The sequence below is a fragment of the Pseudomonas sp. 8_5_2 genome (assembly GCF_059295255.1).
This window is the reverse complement of sequence record NZ_CM181238.1, coordinates 2,213,542-2,227,203: the sequence shown is the minus strand read 5'-3', so window position 1 is coordinate 2,227,203 and position 13,662 is coordinate 2,213,542. Positions and strand designations below refer to the sequence as shown.

General features: G+C 56.7%; 12 protein-coding genes. 10 read left to right on the top strand and 2 right to left on the bottom strand.

Annotated elements, in window-relative coordinates; genetic code table 11:
* Positions 1-391 precede the first annotated feature (391 nt).
* Positions 392-1,144, bottom strand: a complete 753-nt coding sequence (locus AC5O5R_RS10355; protein WP_494515298.1) for an IclR family transcriptional regulator — start codon at positions 1,142-1,144, stop codon at positions 392-394.
* 78 nt (positions 1,145-1,222) lie between these two features.
* Between AC5O5R_RS10355 and AC5O5R_RS10350 the strand changes: the two genes are divergently transcribed.
* The 4 genes from AC5O5R_RS10350 to AC5O5R_RS10335 are packed head-to-tail and all read left to right on the top strand — an operon-like array spanning position 1,223 to position 6,189.
* On the top strand, positions 1,223-2,752 hold the full coding sequence (locus AC5O5R_RS10350) for an MFS transporter (RefSeq protein WP_494515297.1): 1,530 nt from the start codon (positions 1,223-1,225) through the stop codon (positions 2,750-2,752).
* Positions 2,749-3,780 carry an HlyD family secretion protein gene (locus AC5O5R_RS10345; protein WP_494515296.1) on the top strand — a complete coding sequence of 344 codons (1,032 nt, stop codon included), beginning with the start codon at positions 2,749-2,751 and terminating at the stop codon, positions 3,778-3,780. Before AC5O5R_RS10350 ends, AC5O5R_RS10345 begins: the two co-directional genes overlap by 4 nt.
* A 1-nt stretch (position 3,781) precedes the next feature.
* On the top strand, positions 3,782-5,191 hold the full coding sequence (locus AC5O5R_RS10340) for an efflux transporter outer membrane subunit (protein ID WP_494515295.1): 1,410 nt from the start codon (positions 3,782-3,784) through the stop codon (positions 5,189-5,191).
* 32 nt (positions 5,192-5,223) lie between these two features.
* Positions 5,224-6,189: a LysR family transcriptional regulator gene (locus AC5O5R_RS10335; protein WP_494515294.1), complete on the top strand. Its 966-nt coding sequence runs from the start codon at positions 5,224-5,226 to the stop codon at positions 6,187-6,189.
* A gap of 860 nt (positions 6,190-7,049) precedes the next feature.
* On the opposite strand, the gene AC5O5R_RS10330 is transcribed toward AC5O5R_RS10335, so the two are convergent.
* Entirely contained in the window at positions 7,050-8,033 is a 984-nt protein-coding gene (locus tag AC5O5R_RS10330) for an IS5 family transposase (protein ID WP_086974433.1), read from the bottom strand.
* 301 nt (positions 8,034-8,334) lie between these two features.
* Between AC5O5R_RS10330 and AC5O5R_RS10325 the strand changes: the two genes are divergently transcribed.
* The 6 genes from AC5O5R_RS10325 to AC5O5R_RS10300 all read left to right on the top strand — a co-directional run bounded on the left by AC5O5R_RS10325 (position 8,335) and on the right by AC5O5R_RS10300 (position 13,618).
* On the top strand, positions 8,335-9,072 hold the full coding sequence (locus AC5O5R_RS10325; protein ID WP_494515293.1) for a hypothetical protein: 738 nt from the start codon (positions 8,335-8,337) through the stop codon (positions 9,070-9,072).
* A gap of 113 nt (positions 9,073-9,185) precedes the next feature.
* Complete coding sequence (locus AC5O5R_RS10320) at positions 9,186-9,401, top strand: AlpA family transcriptional regulator (RefSeq protein WP_494515292.1); 216 nt, start codon at positions 9,186-9,188, stop codon at positions 9,399-9,401.
* 3 nt (positions 9,402-9,404) lie between these two features.
* Positions 9,405-10,283: a ParA family protein gene (locus tag AC5O5R_RS10315; RefSeq protein ID WP_086974436.1), complete on the top strand. Its 879-nt coding sequence runs from the start codon at positions 9,405-9,407 to the stop codon at positions 10,281-10,283.
* A gap of 14 nt (positions 10,284-10,297) precedes the next feature.
* The gene (locus AC5O5R_RS10310; protein ID WP_086974437.1) at positions 10,298-11,833 is read left to right on the top strand and encodes a ParB family protein; all 1,536 of its coding nucleotides are present in this window, start codon (positions 10,298-10,300) and stop codon (positions 11,831-11,833) included.
* A 16-nt stretch (positions 11,834-11,849) separates the two neighbouring features.
* Entirely contained in the window at positions 11,850-12,401 is a 552-nt protein-coding gene (locus AC5O5R_RS10305) for a DUF2857 domain-containing protein (protein WP_086974438.1), read from the top strand.
* A complete protein-coding gene (locus AC5O5R_RS10300) occupies positions 12,395-13,618 on the top strand; it encodes an STY4528 family pathogenicity island replication protein (protein ID WP_494515291.1) in 1,224 nt (407 codons plus the stop codon). The genes AC5O5R_RS10305 and AC5O5R_RS10300 overlap by 7 nt, the downstream gene beginning before the upstream one ends.
* Positions 13,619-13,662 lie beyond the last annotated feature (44 nt).

Here is a 13,662-nt window from a genome sequence, read left to right as displayed (position 1 = left end):
TACGGCTCGCCAACCTATTTGCCATCACCGTCGCGGCGGGCTTCCTCGCAGGCTATTGCTCGATAGGGGGCCAATCATTGCTCTACGCGTTGTCTCTTGGAATATCCCCCCAGGCAATTCGGGCGACATGTGTCGGGCTTCAGTCGCAGTAGGACGTCTCGGGTCGGTAGCGGGCCCCTTGGTCGCCGGTTGGGTGCTCTCAGCAGGAATGGGCCTAACGGGCTTACTACCTGTCGCGACACCAGAGCACATGCTTGCCGCATGTGCAGCAAACCTTCTCATCAGGCCAAGCCGGTGGAAAATGCTCAATCAGCGAGACTCTTCAAACCTCGCAGCTCTCAACTGACGTCAACACTCGGGAAGCAGCCGATAACCGGCTGCTTTCGGGTGTTCAGTCGATATTGCGCATCACGTTGGCCAAGTCCGCCTGGCACTTGAGAAGCGATGCTTTGATCTGCGCCTCTTCCTTGGAGATACGCCAGGAGGGCCCAACGACCTCTACGGCGTAACGACCTTGAGGTGAGCGAATACTCAACGCGATCGAGTCGATTCCGAGCGTGTGTTCCTGCCTCGAGTAGGCGAAACCCTCAACGCGTACTTTTTCAAGCTGCACCATCAACTCACCAATTGACGGGGTATGAGGGGTGAGCGATTCGATGGAGTCGCCCAGCAGACGACCGACTTCTTCGTCGTTTAGCCGTGACAACAGAATTTTCCCCCCTGAAGTCGCATACATACTGTACAGCATCCCGCCCACAGGCGTCACCCGCAGCGCCCGGTTCGACACCACCGCATGCAGCACGATGAGTTCGGCACCATTAGCGCTAACCAATACGGTGGTCTCACCTGTTGCCAGCGCAACCTCCTCAAGAAAAGGACGCGCGACTTGCGTCAGGTCCACGTGGCTATGGCTGGCCAGCTTCAGGAACGCTGGGCCCAAGCAGACAGCTCCCCGCCCGCGCACTTCTAGTAATCCCTCAATAGAAAGCGCTTCAACCATCCGTTGAACCGTTGAACGTGGCAGATCACTTTTTTTCGCAATAGCCCCCAGGCTCAAACCCGTTGGCTCGTCCTCCAGCGAACGGAGGATTGCTGCAACCCGCGATATGACCTGTACGCCGCCTTTGTCGGTTTCTGAATTCATCGTCTCTTGTCCAATGTATCACTGGTCGGTATAGTGTACCACACAGTAGGTTTACAATTCACATTCAGGTGCTTCTTCGTGTCGCAAAGCCCATCTCCACCATCGCCCGCCCCATTCGGACTTCGTCTAGCACTTGGTCTGGTTGGGGTTTTGATCGCCGCACTGACGTCTGGAATCAACGACCGTGTAACAGATATCGCTCTCGCAGACATCCTTGGAATCTTTGGGATAGGTCATGACCAAGGTACCTGGATCAGTTCCGTCTACGCAGCCGCAGAGGTGTCGGCGATGCTGTTGTCGCCCTGGCTGGCAGTGACATTTTCGCTCCGGCGCTTCGCGATTGTCGTCACTATGGCATTCGCATGCTTCGGTGTATTGATCCCCTTTGCTCCTAACTATGAAACCCTGGTGGCTCTGCGCATCGCGCAGGGCCTTGCGGGAGGTGCGCTGCCGCCTCTACTCATGACCGTAGCGCTGAGGTTCTTGCCTTGGCATGTAAAGCTTTATGGCCTTTCAGCCTATGCGCTTACGGCTACTTTTGGCCCGAACATTTCCATGCCGCTGGCTTCTCTCTGGACTGAAGGCGGCGACTGGCGGATGGTTTTTTGGCAAATCGTGCCCACCTGCTTGATCGGTGCCGCGTTAATCGCTTATGGGCTGCCCCAAGATCCGTTGCGTCTGGAGCGCTTCAAACAAGCTGATTGGCGAGGCGCCATTCTGGGCGTCGGCGGCATCTCGATGCTGGTATTGGGATTGACCCAAGGCGAGCGCCTCGACTGGCTGAACTCGCCTTTGATCTGCGCTTTATTGCTGGGTGCATTGATCGCGCTTCCTCTGTTTTTGATCAACGAATGGTTTCATCCACTGCCGCTGTTCAAGCTGCAGTTGCTGGAGCGTAGAAACTTCGCCTTCGGCTTGATCACCTTGTGCCTGTTTCTGATGCTGACGCTGGCTGGGAGCGCTATCCCAGCGGGTTATTTGGCCGAGGTAAAAGGCTACCGGCCCCTACAAACGATGCCGACAGCACTGATCATTTCGATACCTCAGTTGCTTCTTGCGCCGATGGTTGCAGGGGTCATCAACCGAAATTGGGTGGATTCCCGATACGTGATGGCCACCGGTCTATTGATGATCGGAGCCGCGTGTATCGGTGGTTCATTCGTAACCTCGGAGTGGATCCGGGACGACTTCTACATTCTGCAGTGCCTGCATACATTTGGACAGCCAATGGTTGTAGTGCCCCTGCTGATGAACGCGACGGGCGTTATCCAACCGATGGAGGGGCCGTTTGCCTCCTCGATGGTGAATACCATGCGCGGCCTATTTTCGGTGATTGGGTCGGTCTCGCTGGAAAACCTTATTACTCATCGTGAACACCTCCATTCCAATACTTTGATTGATGGTGCGGGTGCACGGTCGCTCTTGATGGAAAACTCGCGAAGTATCGATCAGCTACGTGAACTTTCTGAACGCATACGTGAACAAGCATTCGTTCTTAGCTACAGCGACGCTTTCTTAGCACTGCTCATCGTTATATCAGCGCTTCTCGTTATTCTCCTCGTCCTCCCAAAACGTGCATATCCACCGCAACCTCCGGTAACGTCATGAAACAGCATAGAACTGCAATAAGCCTTGTGAGCCTCGCAATCGTCATTTGCCTCGGTTATGGCATAACAAGGCTTCTCGGAAATTCCAACATCCAGGTCACAGATGACGCCTATATACGTGCCGACTCTGTGATGGTGTCCCCACGTGTATCTGGTCAGATTCTAAACGTACTGGTAGAGGACAACCAGCTGGTTAAAACAGGTCAGGTGTTGGCTGAGATTGATGACAGCGACTATCTGGTCGCCAGGGCATCGGCGCAAGCGAACGTGGACGGTGCAAAAAGCGAACTGATCAATTTGGCCGCCAGTATCGAACGGCAGAGTGCGGTAATCGACCAAGCTTCGGCAACCATCCGCGCTACCAAAGCTTCGCTTCGTTTCGCTGAAGAAAATGCGAAACGATACAAGAATCTGTCGTCAGCCGGTGCTGGTACGCAACAAGAACGGCAGAAAGCTGAGGCCGATCTGGAGAGCTGGCGAGCGGCTGTCGACCGGGATTCAGCTTCAAAAGTCGCGGCGTCAAAAGCGTTGAATGTGTTGAAGGCTCAGCTGGAAGTGGCGAAATCTGTTTTGGATAAAAACGAGGCCGCCCTTAGACAAGCAGAGTTGAACCTGTCATACACGAAGATCAAAGCACCATTTGATGGCATGGTTGGACGCAGGTCCGTACGTGTCGGAGCTAACGTCTCCCCAGGTGAAACACTATTAGCTGTCGTACCCGTTGAAAAAGCCTTTGTGATTGCAAACTTCCGGGAAACGCAGCTCGCACATATGGCTGCCAATCAGAAAGTGTCGCTTCGCGTCGATAGCTATCCAGACCATGATTTCATCGGTCACATTGAAAGCGTTTCGCCTGCGACAGGCGTTTCTTTCTCGGAAATTGTTCCAGACAACGCAACCGGAAACTTTACGAAGGTCGTGCAACGCTTGCCAGTAAAAATCATCTTCGATGAGAACCAACCAAACTTGGACAGACTGCGAGTTGGTATGTCGGTCGTCGCCAGCGTTGACACAACCAAGGTTGAATAAAATGAAGCACTTGTCACTTTTTGTCGCTCTTTTAAGCTTAGGTGCGTGCACCGTTGGTCCCGACTTCAAGCAACCGCACGCCCATTTACCTGAAACTTGGCAGGCCGAGTCTGTCACCAAAGGCATCTCACTCGGCCCGGTGGACTCACAATGGTGGCAGCAGCTCGGTGATCCTCAGCTGACATCGCTTGTCGAGCGAGCCAAGGAAAACAACCTGGATATCCGTTCTGCAATCAGCCGGCTTGAGCAGAGCAGAATGGTTTTGAAGGTCACGCGTGGCGATGAATTGCCTTCAGTTGACGCGAGCGGCTCATACCAGCGCGCACGAAGCAGCAATAAGGGACTGATCGACGCGTCCAATCGTGATGGCCAAAGCCCCTATGAGCTTTGGGGCGGTGCGCTTGATGCGAGCTGGGAAGTGGATCTCTGGGGACGGGTTAAACGCCGAGTGGAATCTGCTGACGCCCAAGTTGAGGTGACACAAGCAGAGAGCGACGGCGTCATGCTCAGCGTGGCCGCAGACACTGCTAGTAACTACATCCTACTCAGGGGCGTGCAAGCAAGGCTGGCTGTCGCCAGGCAAAACCTTGAAATCGCAAAGCAAAGCCGAACGCTCACTCAGACTCGTTTCGATAACGGTGTAACAACAAACCTCGATACGGCCAACTCCGGGGCGCTTGTAGCGACGATCGATGCAACGATTCCTGTGCTCGAAGCCGACCAGGCGCGCCTCATAAATGCATTGAGCTTTCTGGTAGGCAAAGCGCCCAGGGCCTTACGCGACGAACTAATTGACCCGAAGGAAATTCCAAACCCTTCGCCGGACGTTCCCCTCGGCGTGCCGTCCGAACTTGCAACGCGGCGACCAGATATTCGCGCGAGCGAGGCTGCATTGCACCGCGCCGTAGCTGCCATCGGTGTCGCTAAAGCAGACTTTTATCCGAGAGTCAGCTTGGGTGCCGACTTCGGATTTCAGTCCCTCAACGGCTCGGATCTCGGTAGCTGGGGCTCCCGCCAGTGGTCGTATGGCCCTAGTTTGTACCTGCCGATTTTCCAAGGTGGCCGATTGACCGGAACACTGGCGCTGCGCAATGCACAGTCCCAGGAAGCAGCGATCAACTATCAAAAGGTCGTTCTCAATGCTTGGCATGAAGTTGATACCGCTATCACCGACTATGCGGCGGAAAAGAAACATCACGAGTCCCTCCAGGAAGCTGTAAGGGAAAACAACATCGCACTGAGCACTGCGCGTGATCGGTACGCCCAAGGGGCTTCGGACTTCATCAACGTGCTGAGCGTTCAGCGTGCATTGCTCGAAACTCAGAGCGCGCTTGTCGACAGCGCGACTCAAGCGGCGTTGGATCGTGTACGGCTATATCGCGCCTTGGGTGGCGGCTGGCCTCGAGCCTAAGGTTGGATAGCGGAATGGATTTATTCAATTGCATGCGAGTTTTCATTAAGGTCAGTGACGTTGGAAGCTTTTCCGGCGTAGCGAAGCTGTTGAATGTTTCCACTCCTCACGTATCACGCTGCGTATCGGACTTGGAGGCATCGGTCCAGGCCAGGCTTATCCAGAGAAATACGCGCCACCAGTCACTCACGGAAGCCGGTGCTAGATATCTTGAGAGCTGCAGAGAGATAGTCGCAAAAGTTGATGAGGCAGCGCTTGAGGCCAACAAGTCTTGTCTGACCCCGCAAGGCTGCCTGAAAATCCTGTCAGACATAGAGTTTGGTATCGAGCACCTGGCGGAAATGATGGCTGCGTATACCAAAGATCACCCCGACGTAGACCTTGAATTAACATTGACCTCCGGAACATCGAATCTTATCGACGAACAGCAGGATATGCAGATAGTCGTCTGCAAGCATGACGCACTGCCCAGCTCAGATATGGTAGCCCAATATCTAGGAGGCTTTTCCAGCGTCATCTGCGCAGCACCTGATTATTTGCGGAGATTTGAAAAACCACGGTCTCTGCAGGACCTGAGTAAACATAGGATCCTCGGATTTAACAATGATCGAAAAAAGGAACTGGCCGACTATAACAACGTTCGGGGCTTTCTAGATTTCCATGGCACCGGGCTGAAAGCGAACCTTGCTCAGACGTTACGCGATAGTGCAATTGCCGGCATGGGTGTATGCATCATCCCTGATTATGTCGCTTCGCAGGCGTTAATTTCTGGAAAGCTGCAGCGACTGCTACCCACGATCGAGTTGCATCCCCAAAGCGTATATGCTGTTTACTCCTCCAGAAAATACCTGGATGCCAAAATCAGAACATGGGTGAGCTTTCTGAAAGAAACCGTACCCAAGCGACTGTCGGGCAGCAATAAAATCGTGGCAAATCCTAGCCTTTTTTTATCACCAATGCATATTCCGATAGCAAAAAGCAGCAGTTGTCAGAAGTAAAACCTATAGCATGGATGTAGTCACAAATCAGTTTTCTTCGTAAAGCTTCACCACTTGAGCAGTTGTATACAGGAGCATCATTATGTCCGGGGTCGCAATATCTGCAATAAAAATTACGGGCCACAAAAGCCATAACAGCCATAACAGCCATAACAGCCATAACAGCCATCAGCTTATTCGAATTACAACGACTACGTGATGGCCCTGCGTCCCGTAGAGGGCGACGTGGGCTCTAGCATGCGTAACTACACCAGAACACCGAATGTATGGCTTCTCACTTGCTGGTGGGAAGCACCTTCCTTTATGAAAATGCTTCCCCAAAGCCAGAAATAGCTGCACTTGTCTTGGCCGCATTGGCCCCGCTGTTGGGCTTGTTGGTTCTGTGGTCGCGGGTGCCGCTCAAAGTGTCGCCTGTCGGGCATCGGGGCTACTGGTTCTATCCGGCTCATCTGGCAGCTTCTTCAGAACTTCAAGTGATCGCAGACTGATGACGAATCGTCGGAAGTAACTGGAAATTTAAAGCTTCGCTGCTTTACTTTGGATTTTGATAGGCCAGTCGCTTTGTAGCTATCCTGCGCTGTGTATTTCTCAGGCAAGGAAAACAGCTCGGGGTATGCCTTGATCCACAGGCGACGACCATCTCTGATTCCTCGAAGGTATTTGTCGCAGTGCGACGGCTACAAGACATGGGAAAGACACCTTCAACAGTAAGCCGACGCCCAGACTCAATCCATCAGCGCCTTAGGGAAACTCCGAACAAGTTACTCATCATCCGAAAATGGACGGCTTGGGAACGCCGAAAAGCCCGATTTCAGACGCTGATTATTGGATAATCAAGGCAACGCCTTGGTTATCTGCCCTCACGGGCGCACCTCTCCCGCACCAGACAATAATTGGCGGCGTGCCATCCACAGACTCGACAGGGCAAACAGCGTGATCAATTGCGCCGTGTTCTTGGCCAAGCCACGGAAGCGGGTGTTCACATAACCGAACTGGCGCTTGATCACACGAAATGGATGTTCGACCTTTGCTCGCACCTGCGCTTTGACCTTCTCGATCTTGCGTCTGGCTTTGTAGAGCACGCTGCGTTTGCTCAAGTGCTTGTAGGTGCTACGACGAGCCGCAATCTGCCAGATCACCGGCCGCCCCTCATGCTCCGGCCGTTTCTCGACGCCGGTATAACCCGCATCGGCACAGACAACGTTTTCATCGCCATGCAACAGGTGGGCGACCTCTGTTACATCAGCCACTTTCGCCGCTGTGCCGTGGACGTGGTGCACCAGGCCCGACTCAGCATCGGCACCGATATGCGCCTTCATGCCAAAGAAATACTGATTACCCTTCTTCGTCTGGTGCATTTCAGGATCGCGTTTACCTTCCTTATTCTCGGTCGAACAGGGAGCGTGGATGATGGTGGCATCGACGATGGTGCCCTGGCGCAACGACAGCCCCTTGTCGCGCAGGTAATTGTTGATGGTTTCCAGAATCCCCGAGGCCAGTTCGTGCTTCTCCAGCAGGTGCCGGAAATTCATGATTGTCGTGTCTTCGGGGATCGGAGCACTGAGCGTCAGGCGAGCAAACTGGCGCATCGAAGTGATCTCATAAAGCGCCTCTTCCATGGCTGGGTCGCTCAACGAGAACCAGTTCTGCAGCAGATGAATACGCAGCATGGTTTCCAGTGGATACGGCTTGCGACCACCGCCAGCCTTTGGGTAGTGCGGCTCGATCAATGCCACCAAACCGCTCCACGGTACCACCTGCTCCATCTCGGCCAGGAAACGCTCGCGACGGGTTTGCTTGCGCTTACCGGCGTACTCGAAATCGGAAAAGCTCATCTGACTCATGGGATGGAGGGCTTGTAGAGGGTAGTTGGACGGAGGGCTATTTCAGCACAGGTCAGACGGCCTGTGGTGACTTGATCGGAGAGCCCCTAGGTATCCAGGTAAGACTTTCGGAGCAGAATGTTGACAAGGATGATTCGCGTCAAATCCTGTCGCAGTCGGCTCTACCTAGCAGAACCAAGCTATCAGAGTACTGTCATTAACGCTGGATCCGAAAAAGCCATTCGGAACCCGGCTCGCTCGACGGGGCCGGATCAGCCCCCGCCAGCGATTCTAGGATGAACGCAGCAGGAGGCTGTGTGCCATGATACCGATACAAAGCTCGTACCATCCCATTGACGCCGCCATTCTGTGGTGTGAACTCTCCGACCACGAAGACGAGATCCTTCAGGTAGATCTCTCCCAGCCAGGCAGCCTGCGAAAGCATTTTCCGCAATGGCCAAGTTTGCACGACCACGTCGAGTGCATCTACGAGGCTATTCTCAGCGGCGAATTGCCCGCCACTTACTTGGGTAAGCCGATAACGTTGGAGAGCCACGTCCACCGGGTTTACTACTCCGTTCGGCGCACCGACCTTCTGATCTGGTTTTTGCGAAGCCATCCCGATCAGAAGCCTGCCTTTCTGTTTTCGCAGAATGTTGATCACTCGGGATGCGTCAGCCTGGATGCGCATTTGGCCAAGCAGGCCCAGCTCGACTTTGCCCTGAGCACGCTTGAGCAGTTGCAGCAAACCTATGCCGCCGCCACTGAGGAGATGGCAGCGCTTTCCACGCTCAACGACAAGCTGAAAGCGCGACTCGACTCACTGGGCATCCCTTCCGAGACCTCCGAAGCCATGCAAAACAGGCTGATTGGCGCAATGCTGGAGACCACGCTTGGGAAAAACCAGAACGGCAAGCAGCAGTCGATCTATTCCAGCCAGGCAGCGTTGGTGCAAGCCATTCTGCTGCGCTTTCCCGGGGTGGAGGGTTTGAGTAAAAGTACCATTGATCGGCGATTTTCCGACGCGCGCCGGCTTATAGCCCAAGTAGAACGGGGCTGACGCCGCATTGTCAGGCAATGCCCGGCATTGCCTGACAATGTTTTTCACTCTCTTCCGATCTTCACTGACTGTCACTTCCCACCACGCGCCACCCGGCGCTACGGAGTGACATCATGCAACCGATCAGTCCTAACCCTCTGGCAGCCGACCGCCACATCATGCGCCGCGATGAAGTGGAGCAGAAAACCGGCTTCAAACGCTCGCACATCTACAACCTGATGAAGGCTGGCCAATTCCCGCAATGCCGGCGCATCGGTACCCGCGCTGTCGGTTGGGATTCTCTGGAAATCGAACAGTGGGTTCAGGACCGACTGTCCACGGGAGACTAACTCATGGACGTCCTCTCGCTGATCTCGACCAAGGGCGGCGCGGGCAAGACTACCGTCGCCGCCAACCTTGGCGGCGTGCTCGCCGATGCCGGCCTTCGCGTTCTGCTACTGGACCTGGACAGCCAACCGACGCTGTCCAGCTACTACACCATGAGCGAGGCACGTGGGGCCGGTAGCTACGAACTTATCGCCCAGCGGCTCACGGCACCTGATCAGGTGATCTCTGCCACTGTCATCCAGCACCTCGATTTGATCGTCTCCAACGACCGCGCCGGGCACATCAGCACCCTGCTGCTGCACGCGGCCGATGGTCGTCTGCGCCTGCGCAACCTGCTGCCTGCCTTCGAGGATCACTACGACGTGATGATCATCGACACCCAAGGCGCACGCAGCGTGGTCGTGGAGATGGTCATCCTCGCCTCCGCTTGCGCGCTATGCCCGGTCCTGCCGGAAATGCTCGCCGCGCGCGAGCTGCGCAGGGGTACGCTGGGTCTGTTCGAAGAGTTGGAACCCTACCGCTACCTGGGCGTTGACTTGCCATCAGTAAAGCTGCTCCTCAACCAGGTCAATGCCAACCGCCGCGATACGCGCTTGATCATGCAGAGCCTCCAAGCTTCTTTTCAGGAAGCCCCTCATGTCAGCGTCTGCAGCACGGTGATCCCCGATCGTGTGGCTTATCCGAATGCCGCTTCGCTCGGCCTGCCTGTGCACCGGGTAGAGCCAATTCCAGCGCCCGGCAGCCGCAGCCCCTGTGCCGCCGAGATCATGCGTGGCTTGGCTATCGAGCTGTTTCCACAATGGGCTAAGGAGCTCGGCGCTCTCGACGCGCCTATGCCTGGCCACCCGGCTACTGCCGAGTGCCAGCAGATCCGTCGCGGCTGACCGGAGGATGAGTGATGAAGCCGCCGACCTCTGAAGACATCACGCGTCAGTTGCAACAGGCGCACTTTCCCCAAAAACATGACCGCGACCTCGCCGTGGCCCCCGTTGGCGATACACCGATGGTGGTAACTCTCGAGCAACTGCGCCCTTACGAGCTCAACCCGCGTGTGGTGCGCAACCCGCTCTACGACGACATCAAAGCCTCAATCCGCGAGCGTGGCCTGGATCAGCCACCTGCGATCACCCGCCGTCCCGATGAGCCGCACTTCATCATCCGCAACGGCGGTAACACGCGTCTAAGCATCCTCGGTGAACTGTGGCAGGAAACGCGCGAAGAGCGCTTCTTCCGTATCCATTGCCTGTTCCGTCCGTGGCAATCGGAGTCACATGCCTTGCTCGGGCACCTGGCCGAGAGTGACTTGCACGGCCAATTGACGTTTATCGAGCGGGCTCTGGCCGTGGCAAAGCTCCAGGACATGTTCCAGTCCGCGGACACCCACCTCACCCAAAGCGAGCTCGCCACACGCTTGAGTGAGGGTGGCTACCCCATCTCGCAATCACACATCAGCCGCATGTTCGATGCGCTCGAGCATCTGCTCCCTGCCATCCCGCAGGTGCTGTACGCGGGCCTGGGCAAATCCGCCATCATGCGCCTCATCAGCTTGCGACGGCGAGCGGAGTCGATCTGGAATCGGTACTTCGGTGCTTCCGAGCAGTTCCCGCTGTTGTGGTTCGAGGTTCTATCAGCGTTCGACGGCGAAAAGCCGGAACTGGATTCGAGTGAGCTGCAGGATGAACTCATTGCCAGGATGTCCGTGTCCTTGGAGCAGACACCTCGTCTGTTGGCACTGGAACTGCACCAGGAACAAAGTCCTTCGCTGCCCTCAGCCGCCAGCACTCCTACCCCTCCCCCCACGCCAGCGGACGAGTGTGCAAGGTCCTCGCCTTCATCTGTACATCCGCCAAAAGCGCCGACTGCGGTACCCGATCCCCCGACAGAAGCTAGTGCGGGCCTCCCGACGCAGCAAGCACCACGCCTGCCCGATATACGCCAGGCGCTGGGGGCCGAGCCATTGCCGGAAAACCACCTGGAAGAGTTCAAGGATGTTCCAACGCCGGTCGTGACGGCGCCATCAGGCACAGCACCAATGGACGATATCAGCGCCTTGCGCGCGAGCTGCGCGTCTTTGGCCGCCGAGCTTGCCGTCTACGCAGACGCTGGCGACATGGTCAACGCGCTCGCAGACGACCTAGGTTTCACGCTTTCACCGGGGCATAGCGAGCATAGTAGCCCACGGCACACCGGTATCCAGCTGTTACTTTCTGCCCTGCTGCGCCTGCAGGACGACGTGACCTGGAAGGAGCGCCAGCAGTTGCCGGCAGCACTGTTTGGTCAGTTGCTGATCGGCGTCTACGACCTGCCCTTTACCGACCGCCCAGCCCTGACGGTGGGCCTTGAACGCCTTCCTGATGCCCAGCTGGAGCAGCTGTTCACGCTGATCCGCCACGCCCGTCAGTTGATCGAACTGACGCTGTCGTCCACTCGATAACGTGAGGAGCCACCTCATGAGCACGACTTTCAATCTGTTGAACCATGCCATGTTGAACCAAGTACTGCATGAGCTGCGCCATGGCCGGTTGCAGCGCTGCAAGGCCCTGGGCCTGGCCGATGAAGACATCGAGGTGCTGCAGTCGCTGCCGCCGACTACCTTGTCCCACCTGGCACACTCGTCGATCGCCTGGGTCGAAGTGAAGGTCGATATCACCGTGTTGCGCCGCCTGATCGTCCAGGCCGAACGCGATGAACAGAACGAGCGGTTGATCAATCGTGCGCTCAAATTGGGCGCGAGCTCCAACATCATGTACCGCTGCTTTGGCCTGGATCATTCGGAAACCGCGTTGCGCCGCCGTGTGCTGAAGATCGAGACGCACCGCGGTCGGCCGGTCCAGCTCAGTGAAGCGCAGGAGCATGCCGTATGGAATCGCTGGAGCCAGTTGCGCACGGAAGAACCGGACAGCGATCCGCTGGACACCATGATGATGCTGGCCGAGGAGCAACACATCAGCCTGACCCTGGTCTGGCAACAGGTCGAACTGTACGGAGGCACACCATGCTGAGCTTTTACGAGGTCGACTGGCAGGACGTGGTGCGCCAGTGCTACGACGCCCTTCGGCGCCGAAATGAGTGGTACGCGGCGCGGGGCAAACTGGTTGTCTCCACCGATGTTCCCGCAGTGCGGACGATCTACTACGGCGACAATAACCCGCTGCCGCAGACCTTGCTGCTGGACCGCCGGCTGACGCCACTGGAACGTAATACCTGGCAGGTGCTGCGCTGGCTGATCACCGAACGTAAGGTCAAGACGCCACGCTACCAGGACCTGCAACCTTACCTGGCGACCAGTCCCTGCGGCGCCCAGGCCTCACGGGAAACCATCGCCCGGGCGCTGAATGTCTTACGCACTACTCGCTGGCTCAGTCTGGTGGAGCGCTCACGGGATGCCAACGGCTGCCTGCGTGGTTGCGTCTACGTCCTGCACGGCGATCCGTTGACCGCGGCCGAGCAGTTGGAGCTGGACAGCGGCTACGCGGCGTTGCTGCAACAGAACCTCTCTCATGCCACCAAAGGGGTCCGAGACGTGGCGCAGCATGTGATCGCGGAAATCCAGGCCGACCCGCAAGTCGCTCAAGTCGACAAGGACAAGCTCGGCTCGCTGCCGCCGGTCCAACAGCAAACGCTGCCGCTGAAGAGCGAAGCAGCAGCCCCACAGATTTCCGAACCTGGCGCACTCGACCTCGTTCGGAATTCGCGGGCTCCGGCAACAAATCCCGAACCCTGCGGCAATGCACCGGATTTGCCTGTGGTTCGGAATACCGACGCTGGCCGTACAGTACAGAAAGACCAAAGCAAAAAAAGTACGGTACTGGGGCAGGTGGAGTTTGGTCGAGCGCGATGGCCCGAAGATTTACCGCTAAACGCGAATGAGCGGCGCATGGCCTCCCAGGCGATGCGTCAGCTCGAGCCGGAACAGCAACAAGCGGTAATCAACGAAGCGGCGGTGCGCTGCGCCCGCGGTGAGATCCGAAAACCCGTCGCCTATCTGATGGGCTTGATCAAGCGCGCCTGCCAGGGCGAATTCACCCTGTGGGCTGCGCGTGCTGAGCAAGGGACATCCGCAGCCCCTCCTTCACGCACAGCCAAGCCTGCGTCGGAAGAAACGCCCCGCGAGCGACCCAAGCGCAGCGGTCAGCGCACCGTCTCGCCACTTGCCCTCTCCTGCTTGGAGGAACTGAAACAACGTTGCCGAGGAATCCCTGCAGCGACGGCGACATAGAGCTGGAACTCGGTGGACATAATGCCGATGCCATAGATTCCAAC

Bases quoted from the DNA above. Each gene is read 5' to 3' on its own strand.
- AC5O5R_RS10340 (WP_494515295.1), top strand. From the start codon at position 3,782: ATGAAGCACTTGTCACTTTTTGTCGCTCTTTTAAGCTTAGGTGCGTGC.
- AC5O5R_RS10315 (WP_086974436.1), top strand. From the start codon at position 9,405: ATGGACGTCCTCTCGCTGATCTCGACCAAGGGCGGCGCGGGCAAGACT.
- AC5O5R_RS10310 (WP_086974437.1), top strand. From the start codon at position 10,298: ATGAAGCCGCCGACCTCTGAAGACATCACGCGTCAGTTGCAACAGGCG.
- AC5O5R_RS10325 (WP_494515293.1), top strand. From the start codon at position 8,335: ATGATACCGATACAAAGCTCGTACCATCCCATTGACGCCGCCATTCTG.
- AC5O5R_RS10335 (WP_494515294.1), top strand. From the start codon at position 5,224: ATGCGAGTTTTCATTAAGGTCAGTGACGTTGGAAGCTTTTCCGGCGTA.
- AC5O5R_RS10345 (WP_494515296.1), top strand. From the start codon at position 2,749: ATGAAACAGCATAGAACTGCAATAAGCCTTGTGAGCCTCGCAATCGTC.
- AC5O5R_RS10305 (WP_086974438.1), top strand. From the start codon at position 11,850: ATGAGCACGACTTTCAATCTGTTGAACCATGCCATGTTGAACCAAGTA.
- AC5O5R_RS10320 (WP_494515292.1), top strand. From the start codon at position 9,186: ATGCAACCGATCAGTCCTAACCCTCTGGCAGCCGACCGCCACATCATG.
- AC5O5R_RS10300 (WP_494515291.1), top strand. From the start codon at position 12,395: ATGCTGAGCTTTTACGAGGTCGACTGGCAGGACGTGGTGCGCCAGTGC.
- AC5O5R_RS10330 (WP_086974433.1), bottom strand. From the start codon at position 8,033: ATGAGTCAGATGAGCTTTTCCGATTTCGAGTACGCCGGTAAGCGCAAG.
- AC5O5R_RS10355 (WP_494515298.1), bottom strand. From the start codon at position 1,144: ATGAATTCAGAAACCGACAAAGGCGGCGTACAGGTCATATCGCGGGTT.